Genomic DNA, 15,622 nt, shown 5'->3' with positions numbered 1-15,622 from the left:
ACTACCGATGCGGTTGCCAGCCTATGGACCACCATCAGAGAGCACCACGATTGCCGACCGGCACCCTCGCCGCCGCCAATAGGGGTTGGCTCTCAAGAACGCCAGAAGCCCCCCTGCACGTCTGGTCGTTGGGGGCTCAGTCAAAACGCATGATGCCCGTCGAACGTCGATATCGCGTTGGGCCAGGGCGCGACGATCCGAGGACGCCACGGCGCAGCCGACGTCAGGCCTCAGACAGACAGCGATCGCCTGCTCACCGGCCGCGCACTCCTTGCGTGGAATCGGTTGCCCGCCCGCAGTCGGCAGGGAGGATGCCCCCGCTCGGTTCTTCATCCGTCCATCAGGATCTGTCCCTCGGACGCATGGCATCACGGTGGCCTCTCAGTATCCGGGCAAGCCAGATACATCCAGGCGCTCAGACGGCTCCAGGCTCTTGGAGCGGTTCGGTGCTGACGATGGCTGGGCCAGGCACCAACTCGAGGTCGTCCGGCGTGACGGTGTGTCCGACATTGCAGTGCAGTTCCGCCCGCACGCCCGCGCCGCAATCCGTGTGGCGCAGGCGTACGGCGCCCCCGTCCGGGGCCAGGTGCCGGTCGCCCCACTGCATCAGGGCGAAGAACACCGTCATGAGCTGGTTGCCGCGGTCGGTGAGTACATAGCGTTCACGGGAGCGCTGGCCGCGCTCTTGGTAGGACACCTTGTTGAGAAGACCGGCGTCGACCATTTCCGCCAGACGCGCGGATGCCGTGGGCTGACTTACCTTCGCCTGACGTGCAAGATCCATGAAATGCGTCGTGCCGTAGTAGACCTCTCGCAGGAGAATCCACGTGGACTGGTTGGAGACGAGTTCCAGGGCGAGGCGCCCTGAACAGGGAACGTCGTACCAGCTGTCGCGGTCGGTGAGGGAGTCGCGAAGTGGAGTCGGCATGATCTCACTATACGCTTGTGCACCTCGATCGAGAATCCGGTGCGTTTCTGACTTAAGGCAGAGCACTACAGGTCGCAGCGTCGATCACGCCGAGCGTATCGACGGCCAGAGTGAGAACTCTGACGAACTCATCCTCGGCGAATGCTGCGGGCCGAGGAGCCGTCCTCCTCCCTGCCGAAAGAGAACGCGACGAGGCGGCCGCCCAGATCGGCACGAAGGTCGCCAAGGGCGAAATGAAATGGGGCTCACCTTGCTCTCCCGCGGCCGGTGCCAACATGCGCCGACAGCCCGGCACCGGCCGCCCACCACCCCCGGCAGCCTGCAGTCCCGCAGTGCCCTGAGCACCCTCGGAAAGGCCGACAACCCATGAGTGAAACAACCGACTTCCGCACCTCCACGGCCCCCGCCGATGTGGTCCGGCGTCAGTATCTGGCCTCCGCGGCAGCGGGCCTGGAGGCTCTGCGGGCCACACTGGCCCCGGATGTGGAGTGGACGGAGATGGCCGGTTTCCCGCTGGCCGGCACCTACCGCACCCCCGAGGGCGTGACATCGAGCGTGATGGAGCGACTGGGCAAGGAGTGGGAGGGCTGGACCGCCCACGACGACGCCTACGTCGTAGACGGCGAGAATGTCGTTGTCCTCGCCCGCTACACCGCCGTCAACAAGGCCACGGGCAAGCCGATCGATGTCCGCGTCGCGCACCACTTCGTCGTACGCGGCGGGCTGATCGTGCGTTTCGAGCAGTTCGTCGACACCGCCCTCGTCCGCGACGCCATGAACGTCTGAACCGCCCCACCCGGCACCACCGCCCGTACCTGAAGGATGCTCCTGATGAATCCGACCGTCGTACTCGTGCACGGCGCGATGCACACACCGTGGATCTTCGAGCCGCTGCGTGAGCGTCTCACCGCCCGCGGTATCGCCTCCCGTGCCGTGCAACTGCCCAGCAGCAACTCCGACAGCGCCGCCGCCGAGGGCCTGACCGAGGACGTCGCCGTCGTCCGCACCGCGATCCAGGCCGTCGACGGCCCCGTCGTGCTCGCCGCGCACTCCTACGGCGGGGTCCCCGCCACCTGGGCCGCCGCCGACGAGGACCGGGTCGCCGAACTCGTCTACATCGCCGCCTTCGCGCTGGAGCCCGGCACCTCAATGATGGAGTGGATGGGCGGGGACTTCCCACCCACGTGGATCCACTCCCCCGACCGTCTCGCCGTCAAGGCCGGAGACGCGGAGCAGTCCATCTTCAGCGGGGTCGACCCCGCCCTGACCGCCGAGGCCGTCAAGCGCCTCAACTGGCAGGGCCTGCGCGCCTTCACCGAGAAACTCGGCGCCGCGCCCACCCGAGTCCCCCTGACCTATGTCGTGGCCACCGAGGACCCGGCACTGCCGCCCGCCGTCCAGGAGCAGTGGGCCGCGCACGCCGCCCACAACCTGCGCATCCCCTCCGGACACTCCCCACACCTCTCCCACACCGACGAGATCGCCACCCTCCTCGCCCAAGCGGTCGCACGCGCTCAGCAATGAAGCACGGCCGGGCGCAGCGGCCGGCTCCCGGCACCCACGCGGCGCCGGGAGCCGGCGTGCGTGTCAGAACATGGAGCCGGTCACCGGCAGCTTCACCGTGGCTCGCTGCTCTCCGGCGGCAGCCGTCCCGACTGAGTGAGGGTCGCCACCCCGTGCAGGGACGCCCAGACACCTCGGAAAACGTCGTCACTCCGACAGCTGTCGTGCTGCTGGACGTACGGGCGGTCGCGCTGCACGTGGGTTGACGGCGAGCTGTGACGGAAGTAGCCAGCGACACCCTGCTGTCACTGATGGAGTCCGGAGCCCTCTCACGACTTTTGACTTTTACTCCCGGGGTCGCTCTTGCTGTTGCCCCTGGTGAGTTTGCCTAAAAGCACCAGGAGTTTCGCCGGCGAGGCGGGTGAAGAACTTGCCGAAGTTGGTGGGTTCGGGAAAGCCCAGGCGGCGGGCGATGGTCGCCACCGGTTCGTCGGTGTGGGCGAGCAGCCGCTGCCCTTCCAGGGCGACGCGGCCGTCGATGACGTGTTTGACGGGCTGCCCGGTGGCGGCCATGCAGGCCCGGGTGAGGGTCTTGACGGTGTAGCCGAGGCGGTGGGCGTAGTCGGCGGCGCGGCGGGTGGTGGCGTAGGAGCGTTCCAGTTCGGCGCGGAAGCGGGCGTACACCTCGCCGCCCGCGTGCGGGTCTCCCCCGCTGTCGGGGTGGGGCAGTCGGTCGATCTGCAACAGCACGGTGGCCAGCAGGAGTTGGAGGATCTCCGCCGAGACGGTGGGTTCCGGGCGGTCGTACTCGGCCCGCAGTTGGCCCAGCAGGGTCGACAGTCCCGCGTACGCGGGGCTCGCGCCGAGCTGCCAGCACGCTGAGCCGTACCACTCGTTCACCAGCCGGTCGGCGCTGCTGGAGTGCGGGGGAAAGGCCGGCGTGAACAGCAGATGTGTGCCGTTCGCGGTGCCGGGCCGGACGAAGCGCTGGACCTGGCCCGGCCGGACCCACAACAGGGTGCCGGGACGGACGGGGTAGGTCACGAAGTCGATCGCATGCTCCCCGGTGCCCTCCGTGATCAGGGTGAGGGTGTGGAAGTCCACCCGGTGCACCAGGTCGGGCCGCCTGCCCCGCCGCCGCCGTCGCTCGTGCAGGGTGGCGAGATCGATGATCTCGAAACCCGGGACCCGTTCCTCGGGCGGGTTGAAGTCGAGGCGAAGGATGGCCCCGTCCGGAGCAGGGTCTGCGCCGCCAGGATCCCCGTAAAGCACCACGATCTCCAGATGTCCTCGATTTACCATGCCGCGTCTTCAGCGTATCTCGCCTGCCTGCGCTTTCGCGACGAAAGTAGAGGTCGTCAAGGCGGCGCAGGGCCGCCTCCACCTCCAGGAGTCCCTCATGAACGGCACGGTCACGGTCCTCGACAAGGGCGCGGTGCGCATCCACAGCTACATGTCCCCGGCAGACACCTTCCACACCACCACCCAGCTGATCGAGACCACGGCCCGCGTCATCGCGATCGACGCCCAGCTGCTCCCCGCCTACGCCGACGAGGCCGTCGCCTACGCCAAGGGCCTCGGCAAGCCGATCGACCGGCTCATCGTCACCCACGCCCACCCGGACCACTACAACGGCGCCGCCCGCTTCGGTGTCCCCATCCACGCGCTGGCCGAAGTGCGCGAGCAGATCATCGCCCGCGGCGACAGCAACCTGCCCACCGGGCAGGTCATTCCACTGAGCGACTTCACCCCGAGCGTGGCCATCGTCCCGGGCACCGAGTTCATCGACGGCGTCCCGTTCGACTTCGAGGCCGTCTCGGGTGGCGAGGCCGCCGACGAGCTACTCATCAAGCTGCCCGAGCAGGGCGTCCTGATCGCCCAGGACCTCGTCTACAACGACGTCCACCTCTACCTCGGCAACAACGACATCACCGGCTGGCAGCAGGCCGTCGACGCCCTCGCCTCCGAGGTCGGCTACGACACGATCCTCGCCGGCCACGGCGCCCCCACCGGCCCGGAGGTCTATCAGGACATCCGCCGCTACCTCGACGACGCGCGCGAACTGCTCGGCGACGACGGCGACGCGTACAAGAAGGCGATCGTCGACAAGTACCCGGCCCACGTCGGCCCGTTCATCATCGACATCGCCAACCGCTCTCTCTTCCCGGCCGGCAACTGAGCGCCGCCGGCGTGTACCGCCCACGCCGCGCGGATCCGGGGCACTCCGCGCGGACCGCGTCCTCTGCGCTCATTGCCCCACATTGTTGATCACCCCCTTGGTCTGCTCACTTACTCACGCCCGGAGATCCGTCATGCCCCACAACCGCCTCTTCCGTCCCCGCGCCGCCGCCGTAGCCGTGGCCTCCCTCCTCGTCCTGGGTGGTACCGCCCCGGCTCTGGCCGCCTCCGGCGGCGATGCGCCCCACGCCGCCGCCTGGCATCACCGGGAACCCCTGCCCGCCAGCTACTCCATCCCCGGCGACAAGACCTACCCCGAGGGCATCGCACGCCAGCAGGGCACGCCCTTCTTCTACGTCGGCAGCACCAGCGACGGCACCATCTACCGCGGTGACGTCCACCAGAGCGCGACCAAGGTGTTCCTGCCGGGCGGAAAGGACGGACGGACCTCCGTTGCGGGCATGAAGACCGACCGCGCGGGACGGCTCATCGTCGCCGGCGGCGCCACCGGCAAGGTCTTCGTCTACGACACCCGCACCCGCGCCCTGTTGCACGTGTTCGACACCGGCCGTACCGACACCTTCCTCAACGACGTGGCCCTCGCTCCCAACGGCGACGCCTACATCTCCGACTCGATCCACCCCGCGCTGTGGCACATCACCGCCGCCGAGCTGAAGAGCAAGCAGGTCCAGCAACCACTGCACGTGGGCGTGGACCTCACCAACTCCCCGATGGTCTACGACGTCGGTTTCAACGGCAACGGCCTGGTGGTCACCGGCGACGGCCGCTACGTCCTGCTCGCCGACTACAACGACTACGCCTTCTACCGCGTCGACGTCCGCACCCGCCAGGTCGTCCCGATCGACCTCGGCGGCGCCAAGGGCGTCTCCGGCGACGGTCTGCTGCTGAGGGGCGACACCCTGACCGCCGTCACCGAACTCGATCACCCCGAGGGTCAGATCAGCGTCCTGAAGCTGAGTCACGACTATGCCAAGGCCGAACTCGTGCGCACGGTCCACGGCCACGGCATGCACAGCCCCTCCACGGCCGCCGTCGACGGCCACGACCTGCTGATCGTCAACTTCCAGTTCCAGATCGCCGACCCCAAGCTCCCGTTCAACGTGGTGCGGGTCCACGTCTGACAGCAACCAGGCACAGGACAGGACACGAGTGCAGCGCAGTACAGGAGGAAGGACACCACTCTCATGAAGATCACCATCGTCGGTGCCGGCAACATGGCCCGCGGCATCGCCACCCGGGCTCTGGCGGGCGGACACACGGTCACCGTCACCGCCAAGGACCCCGGCAAGGCCGTACGACTCGTCGACGAACTGCGCGGGCAGGCAACCGGCGAAGGCGGGATCGCCGCCGCCGACGCATCTGCCGTGGATAGCGCGGACATCGTGGTCCTCGCCGTCCCCTTCGACGCCGCCAAGCAGCTCGCCGCCGCATATGGAGAGCGGCTGAGCGGCAAGGTGCTGGTCGACATCAGCAACCCCGTCGACGCCTCCCTCGACGCACTCGTCGTCGCCCTGGGCACTTCGGCCGCCGAAGAGATCGCCGAGGTCGTCGCACCGGGCACCCGTGTCGTGAAGGCGTTCAACACCACGTTCGCCACGACCCTGATCGCCGGGGAGGTGAACGGCACTGTGCTCGACGTCTTCATCGCCGGTGACGACGAGGCCGCCCGTAAGCAGGTCGCCGACCTGGTCACCTCCGGCGGGCTGAACCCGGTCGACGTCGGCGCGCTCAGGCACGCCCGCGAGCTGGAGGGCTTCCAGCTGCTGCACATGGCCCTGCAGATCCGCGAGGCGGGCCACGGCTGGGCGAGCACGATCAAGATCGTCGCCCCCTGAGGCGTAGCAGTACCACCCCATCGAGCCCCGCTGCCGGCCTGCAACCCCCACGGGCCCGGCAGTGGACCGTCAGCAGAACCCCACCAGGAGAACCACCCCATGCGCGTCCGTACCTCCCTGACCACCCTCGCCGCGACCGCGGTCCTGCTGGCCTCCGCGGCCACCGCAACCGCGGCGACCCAGCCCCTCTCGGCGCCGCACATCACCAACCACTTCCAGCTGGCGGCCTCGCAGCAGCCCGAGAACATCACCGTCGACCGCACCGGGGCTGCGTACCTGACCTTCTCCTTCGCCCGGCAGATCGTCCGCGTCACTCCGGGCAGCCGGCCGCACGTCCTGGCCACGCTGCCCGCCCCGGCCAAGGCGAACACCCCCAACCTGGGCAAGGCGTTCGTCGGCGGCATCGCCCGCGCCGACGACGGCACCCTGTACGTCACCTACGCCACCGGTACCGCGGACCTCACCGGCGTCTGGGTCGTACGTCCCGGTGGCCGCCCGCACCGTATCGCCGCCCTGCCCGCCGACGGGTTGCCCAACGGCCTCGCCCTCGACCAGCACACCAACAAGCTCTACGTCACGGACTCCGTGCACGGCGTCATCTACCGCCTCCCCGCGTGCGGCGGACAGGCCACCGTCTGGGCCAAGGGCACGCAGCTGGAGCCCACCACGTTCGCCGGCGCCAACGGCCTGAAGCTGCACAACGGTTCCGTCTGGGCCACCAACCTCGACCGAGGCACCGTCCTGCGTATCCCGGTCACCGCCAAGGGCACCGCCGGAAAGATCCAGATCCGGGCCACCGGCATGCCGTCCATCGACGACTTCGCGTTCACCGGCCACGGCGACACCCTGCTCGCCGCCCGGGACGACAACCAGGTCGACCTCGTCCGCCCCGACGGCACCCACACCACCGTCCTCACCCCGGCCGACGGTCTTCAGACCCCCACATCCATCGCGGTCCACGACAGCAAGGTGTATGTCCCCAGCGCCGCCTACATGACCGGCAAGGACCCCAACCTGCTCATCGCCCGCCTCGGCCGCTGACACGGCCGGCAGGACGCATCCCACCGGCGCCGGTGCCACGCCGACCGCGTGACACCGGCCCGTGCAGAACCGGCAGCACCGTGGTCCGCACGACCCGCTCTCCCGACAGCCCTGGAACCGACATGTCCAAACCCTCCCCGACCAGCAGCGCCGGGACAGCAGACACCCTCCACGCGCCGTCCCCGGACCGCCATCCGCGCCGTCTGCCCCTCGTCCTGATCCTGGGCTCCCTGACCGCGCTCGGCCCGCTCACCATCGACCTGTATCTCCCTGCCCTCCCTCAGGTCAGCGGAGATCTCCACGTCTCACAGGCCGTCACCCAGCTCACCCTCACTGCCTTCATGACCGGGATCGCCCTGGGCCAGCTGGTCATCGGGCCCCTCAGCGACACCCTCGGCAGGCGCCGCCCTCTCCTGACCGGCCTGACCGTGTACGTCGCGGCGAGCCTCCTGTGCGCCGTCGCCCCCAATCCCACGGTCCTCATCGCCATGCGCCTGGTCCAGGGCCTGGCCGGCGCCGCCGGGATCGTCATCGCCCGGGCCGTCGTCCGTGACCTGTACGACGGACTCGGCGCCGCCCGCCTGCTGTCCTCGCTGATGCTCGTCTCCGGCACCGCGCCGATCCTCGCCCCCGTGCTCGGCGCCCAACTGCTGCGCCTGACGTCCTGGCGCGGCGTGTTCGTCACCCTCACCGTGCTGGGCCTGGTCATCCTCGCCGCCACCGCGACCTTGCTGACCGAGACCCTGCCGGCCCATCAGCGCCGGCGCGGCGGGCTCCCCGACACCCTGCGCACCATGCGCGACCTCCTCAAAGACGGCCGCTTCTCGGGCTATCTGCTCACCGGCAGCCTCGGCTTCGCCGCCCTGTTCGCCTACATCGCCGGCTCCTCCTTCACCCTGCAAGAGGTCTACGGCGCCTCCCCGCAGACCTACAGCCTGCTCTTCGCCCTCAACTCGGTCGGCATGGTGGCCACCGGGCAACTCAACGGCAAACTGCTCCTGGGCCGATTCCCCTCGCATCGCATCCTGGGTGCGGGCCTGGCCGTACTCGCCACCGCGGGCGCCGCCCTGGTCGTCCTGGCCACCCTCACGCACGTGGGCCTGCCCTGGATCGCCGGCGCGCTGTTCTTCACGGCCTGCCCGGTCGGCATGATCCTGCCCACCACCACTGCCCTTTCCCTTCAGCGTGCCCCGCACGCGGCGGGCAGCGCCTCAGCGCTCCTGGGCACCACACAGTTCCTCATGGGAGCCCTCGCGCCCGCCCTCGCCGGTCTCGGCGACCAGGGCACCGCCCTGCCCATGGCCCTGTCGGTGCTCGGCCTCGCGCTGGCCGCGACGGTCTGCTTCCTGGCCCTGTGCCGCCCATGGCGTCGCACTTCGGACCCGCTAGCCCAGTAGGCGCGCGAACCAGGCCAATGCGGTGCTCGGATGTCCGTCGCGGTGGGGATTTCTTGCATGGGGGCAGGCTCGTTTCCTCAAGGTGTCCGTATGCGCGAACGCGTGCGACTCGACGCCCTCACCCGACACGTCCGATCCTTCGCTCACTCAGCGCCAAGGCGAACATCTGCCAGCCTGGCTCGACGCTGTCCGGCAGGACGACCTGCCCAGCCTCCACACCCTCGCCGCCGGCATCGACCGCGATCTGAACGCCGCCACCGCTGGACTCACCCTGCCCTGGAGCTCGGGCGCGGTCGAAGGGCATGCCAACCGGATCAAGATGCTCAAGCGCCAGATGTTCGCGCGTGCTGGCTTCGCCCTTCTACGGAAGCGCGTGCTGCTCGCGCATTGATCGCAGTGTCAGCGGCGGATGCGAAGATCCCGGCGGAACTAGACGAGGAGATCAATATGGGCACCTGGGACACTGGCCCCTTCGACAACGACACGGCCGCCGACTTCGCCGGTGATCTCGACGACGCCAAACCCGAGGAACGCGAGGCACTGATCCGTGGCGTCCTCACGCGCACCGTCGACGCCACCGGCTGGCTCATCGAAGGAGAAGAAGCGGTGGCCGCAGCCGCACTGATTGCGGCGCAATGCCCTGGTGGCGGCCCAATCGACACACCTTACGGTCCTGAAGAACCCATGCCCGCCTTCCCTGACGATCTCCGGACGCTCGCGGACAAGGCCCTCGCTCGCATCATCAGTGACGAGGCCGGACCATCCTCGAACTGGGTCGATCCGGAAGACTGGAAGCAGTGGCAAGCCGACCTCAACCGCCTTCGCGCAGTGCTTGCTCCGCCACCACCAACCATCCAGCTGTTCGATGTCGAGCATTGACAGAGCGTCACCCGCCACAAAACCGATGCTGTTGATCAAAGATCCACGTCCGGTTGAAAACTACGAGATGCTCGATGGCACCGACATCGGCGAAGGTCGCGGCACCGTCGATCGCAGCGACGACGACCCGGCGAACCTCCAGGGGCAGCCGGTCCAGGTCGGCGGTGACGGCCTGCTCCGTCGGACCGTCCACGGTGAGCCTCACTGTGCCATCGGGGTGCTCGGGCGCGCCGTAGAAGACCAAGTCCTCGTCTCCTGCCACCTGTTCCCGCGCGTCGACCGCGAAAGCGACGACATCCTGGAGTTGATGGATCGACGCCCTGCCCGGATCCCTGTCGGATGGGAGCACCTCGGCACACACCGGACTTGCTTCAAGTGTCTCCTTGAGCTCCGGCCAGGCCGGATCCTCGACGTCGATCAGCCGGCTCAACTCACGCAGCCGGCATCGTCGGCCTGCGCTGTGCCTCCCGGTCGGCGGTGCGCTTTCTGCAGGGCGACAGAGACCGGATGCCTGGGAGATGCGGTCACTGCTTTTCGCGGCGGCTGCGGATGGTCAGGGCGACGGCGGAGACGAGGAACCAGAAGGCACCGAAGGCCGAGTATCCGGCGACGGAGGAGAGGCTGCTTGTCGCCGAGGCGGACATCGCGGCGAAGGAGATGCCGGCGAGGACGGACAGTCCGCCGCTGATGACCATGGGCCACTGGGCGCCGACGGTGTGTCGGCGCCGGATCGCCACGAGGAGCTGGATCGCTCCGGAAAGCAGGGCCCAGATGCCGAACACGAGCAGTGTCGTCCCGATGGTGGAGAACACAGCGATGATCATCCCGGCGGTGGCGGCGAGGCCGAGAGCCATGTTGGCAGTGCGGGCACGATCCTCGGAGGCAGTGCCGGCCAGGCGACGCTCGAGGAACGTGGCGATGACGTCCCACAGGGGGTAGGCGACGAGCAGCACGGCCGCGATCGCAGTGGGCTTGTCCGTGGACACGAGGGAGGCGGAAGTCGTGACGACGAGTGCCACCCAGATCAGGGAGAAGGCGACTCGGATCAGGTAGAGCGATCGAAGCCCGGAGGACGTCGTCGTGGTCGTGGTCGTACGCGAAGGCACGGTGGTCTGAGTCATCGGGTGTCCCGTTGGTGATCGTGATGGTGTGAGACGGTCGTCTCGATGAGGAGTCTCAGGGGCCTCGGGAGCGGGTGCGTACTTCGAACGAAGTAGGTCTGCCCTCCACGTCGAATGGAAGGGGTTCCAGCGCTCCCCCGTCGCCCTGATCGGGCTCGCCGGCTACATCGTTCGAAGTACATGGCCGCAGCACATCTGCACGAGAATCAGGCCATGGGCAAGGCACAGAACAATCACGACGGTCCCGCGGCACCCCTGTGGGTGCGACGGCCCGAGGCCCTGCACCTCGTGGCCTATGCGGTGGCCGCGCTGGTGTTCACCGGCCAGATCGTTGCGGTGATCCTACGAGGATCGGACTGGCCGACAGCCCTCTCCGTGCTCCTCGCCGGTGGCGGGGTCGCCCTGTCCTGGTGGCGTCCATGGGCAGGAGTGACCGTGGCGAGCGCCGCGTCCTTCGCCGTCACGGCAGTGGGCCACGACCCGCTGTCGGTGTGGATGATGGCAGTGCTCGTACTGTTCTCGATCACTCTCAGGGGAAAGCAGCCGCTGGCCGGAACCGCCATCGTGGCGGCGTTCTTCCTGGGGGCGTTCATGACGGTGGGAGGATTCCGTGGCGGCGCGATCGTGGGAGCCGCCGCCCTCTTCTCGGCCGTGGCCGGAGGTGCGACGGGGGCCGCGCTGCGCATCCATCGAGCGCACTGGCGGACGCTGGAGGAGCGGGCCGAGAGCGCCATCGCCACCCGCGAGATCGAAGCCACCCGGCGGGTGACCGAGGAACGGCTGCGTATCGCCCGGGACCTCCACGACGTCATCGGCCACCAGGTCGCGATGCTGAGCATGCATCTCGGTGCCGCGGAGATCGCGCTGCCGCAAGACGCCGAGCCCGCCCGGCAGGCCCTCGTATCGGCCAGGTCGAGCGCCCGCACCGTGGTCGTGGAGACGCAGCGGATCCTCGCGCTCCTCCGCATCGGAGACGACGTCCCGCCGAACGAGGCGCTCCGGCCGACCCCGGCACTCAGCGGCCTGGAGGGCCTCGTCGCCTCTTTCAAGAGCATCGGCCTCGACGTCCGGTCCTCCCTCGTCATCCCCGCCGGTTTCGTGGAGCCCAGCGTCGGCGTGACGGTCTACCGGGTCGTTCAGGAAGCACTCACGAATGCCTACCGACATGGTGAGGGGCCGGCCACGGTGGAGGTACGCGAGCGCGACGGCAGGATCTGCGTCACCGTCGAGAACCGAGTCAGTGATGCGCCGGACGGTTCCGGTTCAGGTGGCGGACTCGGTCTCGTGGGGATGCGCGAACGCGTCGAGTCCTCCAGTGGGAGACTGACGATCGACAGTGACGACGGCCGATTCCGGGTCCATGCGGAGTTCAGCCCCCTGGGAGCCGCCGTATGACGACGCGGATTCTGATCGTCGACGACCAGGACGAGATCAGGGCCGGGATCCGGGCGATGCTCCGACTCGACCCCCGCCGGCCTCGTGGTCGTGGGTGACCTCTCCGACGGGCTGCAGGTCGCCCCCTACCTCCGGGACCACCCCGTCGACCTGGTCCTGATGGACATCCGGATGCCCGGCATCGACGGTGTCGAAGCCACTCGCCGGATCCGCAAGGAGCATCCACCCGAAGAGCTGTGGGTGATCGTGCTGACCACCTTCGACCAGGACGACATCGTTCTCGCCGCGCTTCGCGCGGGCGCCAACGGATTCCTGAGCAAGACCGTGAGCCCCGCCGAACTCGTCGCCGGAATCACCGAGGTCGTCGGCGGTGGCGGTGCGCTGTCCGCCGCCGCGACGGCCGCGCTCATCGGCCACATGACCGACAACCCGCCCCCGGTGATCGACAAGGAACTGCTGCGGCGCTTCGACGCTCTCACACCGCGGGAGCGAGACGTGGTCCTTCTCGTCGCCAGCGGTCTCGGGAACGATGAGATCGCGGCCCAGATGTCTGTGTCGCCGTTCACCGTGAAGACTCATGCGGTACGGGCCATGACGAAGGTCGGTGCACGCGATCGAGCACAACTCGTGTCGTTCACCTTCCGGGCCGGTCTCTGTCCCTGAGGCTGCAGAGCCGAACGCCGAGGACACGGGCCGCCGAGAACAGGGCGCCGCAGGTGGCGGACGGGGGCGAAGTAGACCGGGTTTCCGCTGGTGAGCGACTCTGTCGGGGATCTTGGGTGAGGGATTACTTTCCTTGGCGCCACCACAAGGAGTGGGGGAAGCCGTGCGACACAAGGCATTGCTGAAACGCTGTCAGTCGGCGAGGAAGCGGTGGGTGGCGTTCTGGGAATCTTGTTCGGTGAGGCATTCGATGTTCACGGAGCGCACGGCGTAGAGCCGGCGCCAGGCGGGGTCCTGCTGGTCGGCGCGGTTACGCGCCTGGAGTTCATCACCATCTTCCGTCAAAGGCCCGTCCTCGAAGGAAGTTGGACCGTTCGGCACTTGTGCGGACGCTGAACGACGCAGGTCACCATCGGCACATTGAGCATCTGCACGGGTCTCTCTGAGTACGTGGGCTCAGGAGGCGGCGGCCCCTACGCGGCGAGAGTGGAGGCACATCGAACGACAGGAGAGACACGATGATCACGCCCCGCGACAACCGCCGCGCCGCATCCGGTTCGTGGCCCGGCAAGGCCCGCATCGCCGCCGTGTTGGCGAGCGCGGTCGCAGCTCTGGCGCTCACTGGATGCGCGGGCTGGGAGTACCAGGAGAACATCTGCAGCAGCGGCGAGTACCCCGTCCTGTCCGTGGGCTCGACCGGCTCCGCCTGCGTCTCGGACGAGGAGCAACCCTCTGCGGGATACGCCAGATATCCCGAGGGGAAGGTGCCGCAGGAGGTCGGCGACAAGTGGGACGTGTACTGGGAGACCCACACCCTCGACGAGGACGGCAAGATAGTTGACGTCCCGTAGGCACGCTGCTTTAGCCGGCCCGAGCTTCGGTACGGCACGCCCCCCGCGGTGATGCCGCGGACGTGCTCACTCCGGTTTGGCCGTGATCACCGTTGTCGGTTCCGGCGCCATGACGCCTGCGGACCACAGTCCCGTCTGAGCGCCGGCCGGGGCGAGTCACGCGGATGGTGGTCCCGGCGGCCGCCGAGCCCAGGAAGGTCAGGCCGTTCACCACCAGCGCCGCCTGCAGAGAACCGAGGACGAGCAGCGGCGCGAGCTCGAGCGGGACGACGAAGAAGGCGGCCCGGAAAGCGACTTGCAGCAGTCCGTTGGCCTGCTGGAGGCGGTCGTCCGGCACGATCTGCGGGACGATGGCGTTGCGGGCCGGGGCGAACGTGGCGCCGATCAGCGCCAGCAGTGCCGTGGTCGCCACGAGCAGGGGCAGGTTCAGCAGGTCGAGGGCGAGCAGGACCGAAGCGGCGGCCACCACGGTGACCCGCGCCAGGTCGGTGGCGATCATCAGCTTCCGGCGGTCACTGTGGTCTGCGTACGACGCGACGCCGAAGGTGGCCACGAACGCGGGCGCGATCGCGGAGACGCTCACCACCGTGACCGCCGTGGGGTCCTTCGTCGGCGACCACGCCGGCCAGGCGGTCGCGGCGGTGTACAGGCCGTCGCCGAAGCGTGAGATGCCCTGGCCGGCGAAGAGAAGCAAGAAGTCACGGTCCTTCAGCAGTGACATGCGGCCACTGTCGGGTCCTGTCGGGCGCCCACTGATGAGGCAGATGGCCGATCAGTCGTTCTCCGTCGCCGTGTGCAGGACACTCTCCAAGCTGGGGGTCAGGCCCGCCACCTGTCCCCGCGCGAGCAGGTACAGGACGTAATGGCCCTCGCGGCGGCGCTCCTGGAGCGTTGTATTCCCTAAGCTCACGGCCTGCGCCCTGGCGGCCAGGGGTAGCCAAGCTGACGGGCGAACTCCTTTGAACCACCGCAGACATCTGCAGCCGCGCGTGGGTCGAACGCCGTGAGCTCCGCCATCAACTCATCAGCCTGGGTCGCCGGGTCGTCACCGGAAACGCCCAAGATCATCTGGAACTGGAGCCAAGGACGGCCATTCTTGATGGCATCTCGGCCCGGGTGGAATAGGAAGAGATTGATCTGATCCGGCTCCCAGAGCCAGGCAGACACGCTGCCAAGTTCACACTCCCAGCGCGCGAGCCAGGCGGTGCACTGCCGAAGCCTTTCTTCAAGGAGACGGGCAACGGTCCTGGCTGGCCATTCCCAGGAGCGGTCCAGCGTTGCGCGCTCAACTTCTGCTTGGTATTGCTGAGCGTCGAATCTGAACTCTGGCAGGCCAACCTCGTCTTCATCGGGGTTGCGCCATGCATCCCAAACTACCTGGTCGCCATCACGACGGATCGTGACATACAGAGCACCACAGCACCCTTCAGTGCATGCTGCCTCCGCCAAGCGAACCTCGCGCGGGGAGACGTGAGCATGAAGTGGCCCATCGGGGAAGAGGAGGTAGCTAGGGTCTTCGCCCGGTCCCTCGTCGAATACCTCAGCTACTACGTCTCGCCCACCAATCTGGGCGCGTACTTCCACAGCGCTTCCACTGGACACCTGGTCGGGGACAACAACACTGAGGGCGAAGCTCTGCAGGTCAGGGGTCACGGAACAATGGTCGGCCAGGGCCCGGGCGTTGTCATCTGCTTTCCCGCGAGCCATCCAGCCTGGATGCCCTAGCCTCGATGAAGGCAGCCCAATCACGCTTCACGAACCGGACCGAGTCGACTGCCGTGTTGATGTGCACGCCAAGGATCTCGCTGAG

General features: G+C 68.2%; 18 protein-coding genes and 2 pseudogenes. 12 read left to right on the top strand and 8 right to left on the bottom strand.

Going from position 1 to position 15,622, the window contains the following annotated elements; genetic code table 11:
* Positions 1-415: 415 nt before the first annotated feature.
* Positions 416-928, bottom strand: a complete 513-nt coding sequence (locus ACIOHP_RS14590; RefSeq protein WP_401887243.1) for a winged helix-turn-helix transcriptional regulator — start codon at positions 926-928, stop codon at positions 416-418.
* A gap of 366 nt (positions 929-1,294) precedes the next feature.
* On the opposite strand from ACIOHP_RS14590, the gene ACIOHP_RS14585 reads away from it, so the two are divergent.
* Positions 1,295-1,714: a nuclear transport factor 2 family protein gene (locus ACIOHP_RS14585; RefSeq protein WP_401887240.1), complete on the top strand. Its 420-nt coding sequence runs from the start codon at positions 1,295-1,297 to the stop codon at positions 1,712-1,714.
* A gap of 45 nt (positions 1,715-1,759) precedes the next feature.
* Positions 1,760-2,452 carry an alpha/beta fold hydrolase gene (locus ACIOHP_RS14580; RefSeq protein WP_401887237.1) on the top strand — a complete coding sequence of 231 codons (693 nt, stop codon included), beginning with the start codon at positions 1,760-1,762 and terminating at the stop codon, positions 2,450-2,452.
* Positions 2,453-2,776: 324 nt separating this feature from the next.
* On the opposite strand, the gene ACIOHP_RS14575 is transcribed toward ACIOHP_RS14580, so the two are convergent.
* Entirely contained in the window at positions 2,777-3,733 is a 957-nt protein-coding gene (locus ACIOHP_RS14575; RefSeq protein ID WP_401887234.1) for an AraC family transcriptional regulator, read from the bottom strand.
* Between the two features lie 97 nt (positions 3,734-3,830).
* Between ACIOHP_RS14575 and ACIOHP_RS14570 the strand changes: the two genes are divergently transcribed.
* From ACIOHP_RS14570 to ACIOHP_RS14540, 7 genes and pseudogenes are all read left to right on the top strand, one after another.
* Positions 3,831-4,610, top strand: a complete 780-nt coding sequence (locus tag ACIOHP_RS14570; protein WP_401887232.1) for an MBL fold metallo-hydrolase — start codon at positions 3,831-3,833, stop codon at positions 4,608-4,610.
* Between the two features lie 133 nt (positions 4,611-4,743).
* Complete coding sequence (locus tag ACIOHP_RS14565) at positions 4,744-5,751, top strand: SMP-30/gluconolactonase/LRE family protein (RefSeq protein WP_401887229.1); 1,008 nt, start codon at positions 4,744-4,746, stop codon at positions 5,749-5,751.
* Between the two features lie 54 nt (positions 5,752-5,805).
* Positions 5,806-6,465 (top strand): annotated as a pseudogene (locus ACIOHP_RS14560) (NADPH-dependent F420 reductase); the annotation flags it as partial.
* Between the two features lie 99 nt (positions 6,466-6,564).
* On the top strand, positions 6,565-7,506 hold the full coding sequence (locus tag ACIOHP_RS14555; protein WP_401887226.1) for an SMP-30/gluconolactonase/LRE family protein: 942 nt from the start codon (positions 6,565-6,567) through the stop codon (positions 7,504-7,506).
* 122 nt (positions 7,507-7,628) lie between these two features.
* Entirely contained in the window at positions 7,629-8,903 is a 1,275-nt protein-coding gene (locus ACIOHP_RS14550; protein WP_401887223.1) for a multidrug effflux MFS transporter, read from the top strand.
* Positions 8,904-8,985: 82 nt separating this feature from the next.
* Complete coding sequence (locus ACIOHP_RS14545; protein ID WP_401887221.1) at positions 8,986-9,294, top strand: hypothetical protein; 309 nt, start codon at positions 8,986-8,988, stop codon at positions 9,292-9,294.
* A gap of 56 nt (positions 9,295-9,350) precedes the next feature.
* Positions 9,351-9,782 carry a DUF4259 domain-containing protein gene (locus ACIOHP_RS14540; protein WP_401887218.1) on the top strand — a complete coding sequence of 144 codons (432 nt, stop codon included), beginning with the start codon at positions 9,351-9,353 and terminating at the stop codon, positions 9,780-9,782.
* 70 nt (positions 9,783-9,852) lie between these two features.
* Here the strand turns inward: ACIOHP_RS14540 and ACIOHP_RS14535 are convergent.
* Both ACIOHP_RS14535 and ACIOHP_RS14530 read right to left on the bottom strand, forming a co-directional pair.
* Positions 9,853-10,080, bottom strand: a pseudogene (locus tag ACIOHP_RS14535) (TerD family protein); the annotation flags it as partial.
* Between the two features lie 226 nt (positions 10,081-10,306).
* Positions 10,307-10,903 carry a DUF308 domain-containing protein gene (locus ACIOHP_RS14530; RefSeq protein WP_401887216.1) on the bottom strand — a complete coding sequence of 199 codons (597 nt, stop codon included), beginning with the start codon at positions 10,901-10,903 and terminating at the stop codon, positions 10,307-10,309.
* Positions 10,904-11,116: 213 nt separating this feature from the next.
* Here ACIOHP_RS14530 and ACIOHP_RS14525 point away from each other — a divergent pair, with 213 nt between their 5' ends.
* Together ACIOHP_RS14525 and ACIOHP_RS14520 are read left to right on the top strand one after the other, a co-directional pair.
* Positions 11,117-12,298, top strand: coding sequence for a sensor histidine kinase (locus ACIOHP_RS14525; RefSeq protein WP_401887213.1), 1,182 nt, complete (start codon positions 11,117-11,119; stop codon positions 12,296-12,298).
* Between the two features lie 90 nt (positions 12,299-12,388).
* The gene (locus tag ACIOHP_RS14520; protein WP_401887210.1) at positions 12,389-12,961 is read left to right on the top strand and encodes a response regulator; all 573 of its coding nucleotides are present in this window, start codon (positions 12,389-12,391) and stop codon (positions 12,959-12,961) included.
* Between the two features lie 192 nt (positions 12,962-13,153).
* Here the strand turns inward: ACIOHP_RS14520 and ACIOHP_RS14515 are convergent, their stop codons facing one another.
* Complete coding sequence (locus tag ACIOHP_RS14515) at positions 13,154-13,306, bottom strand: hypothetical protein (protein ID WP_401887208.1); 153 nt, start codon at positions 13,304-13,306, stop codon at positions 13,154-13,156.
* A 173-nt stretch (positions 13,307-13,479) separates the two neighbouring features.
* Here ACIOHP_RS14515 and ACIOHP_RS14510 point away from each other — a divergent pair, with 173 nt between their 5' ends.
* Positions 13,480-13,812, top strand: a complete 333-nt coding sequence (locus ACIOHP_RS14510; RefSeq protein ID WP_401887205.1) for an SCO0607 family lipoprotein — start codon at positions 13,480-13,482, stop codon at positions 13,810-13,812.
* 10 nt (positions 13,813-13,822) lie between these two features.
* Here the strand turns inward: ACIOHP_RS14510 and ACIOHP_RS14505 are convergent, their stop codons facing one another.
* Genes ACIOHP_RS14505 through ACIOHP_RS14495 form a run of 3 tightly spaced genes read right to left on the bottom strand, consistent with a single transcriptional unit; the run spans position 13,823 to position 15,465 of the window.
* On the bottom strand, positions 13,823-14,533 hold the full coding sequence (locus tag ACIOHP_RS14505; RefSeq protein WP_401887203.1) for an MFS transporter: 711 nt from the start codon (positions 14,531-14,533) through the stop codon (positions 13,823-13,825).
* Between the two features lie 51 nt (positions 14,534-14,584).
* A complete protein-coding gene (locus tag ACIOHP_RS14500; RefSeq protein WP_401887200.1) occupies positions 14,585-14,722 on the bottom strand; it encodes a hypothetical protein in 138 nt (45 codons plus the stop codon).
* Positions 14,719-15,465 carry a hypothetical protein gene (locus ACIOHP_RS14495; RefSeq protein ID WP_401887197.1) on the bottom strand — a complete coding sequence of 249 codons (747 nt, stop codon included), beginning with the start codon at positions 15,463-15,465 and terminating at the stop codon, positions 14,719-14,721. Before ACIOHP_RS14495 ends, ACIOHP_RS14500 begins: the two co-directional genes overlap by 4 nt.
* Positions 15,466-15,622: the final 157 nt, after the last annotated feature.

It is taken from the genome of Streptomyces sp. NPDC087859 (assembly GCF_044742595.1).
GTDB classification, from domain to species: Bacteria; Actinomycetota; Actinomycetes; order Streptomycetales; family Streptomycetaceae; genus Streptomyces; species Streptomyces canus_F.
This window is presented reverse-complemented; position numbering and strand designations above follow the sequence as displayed.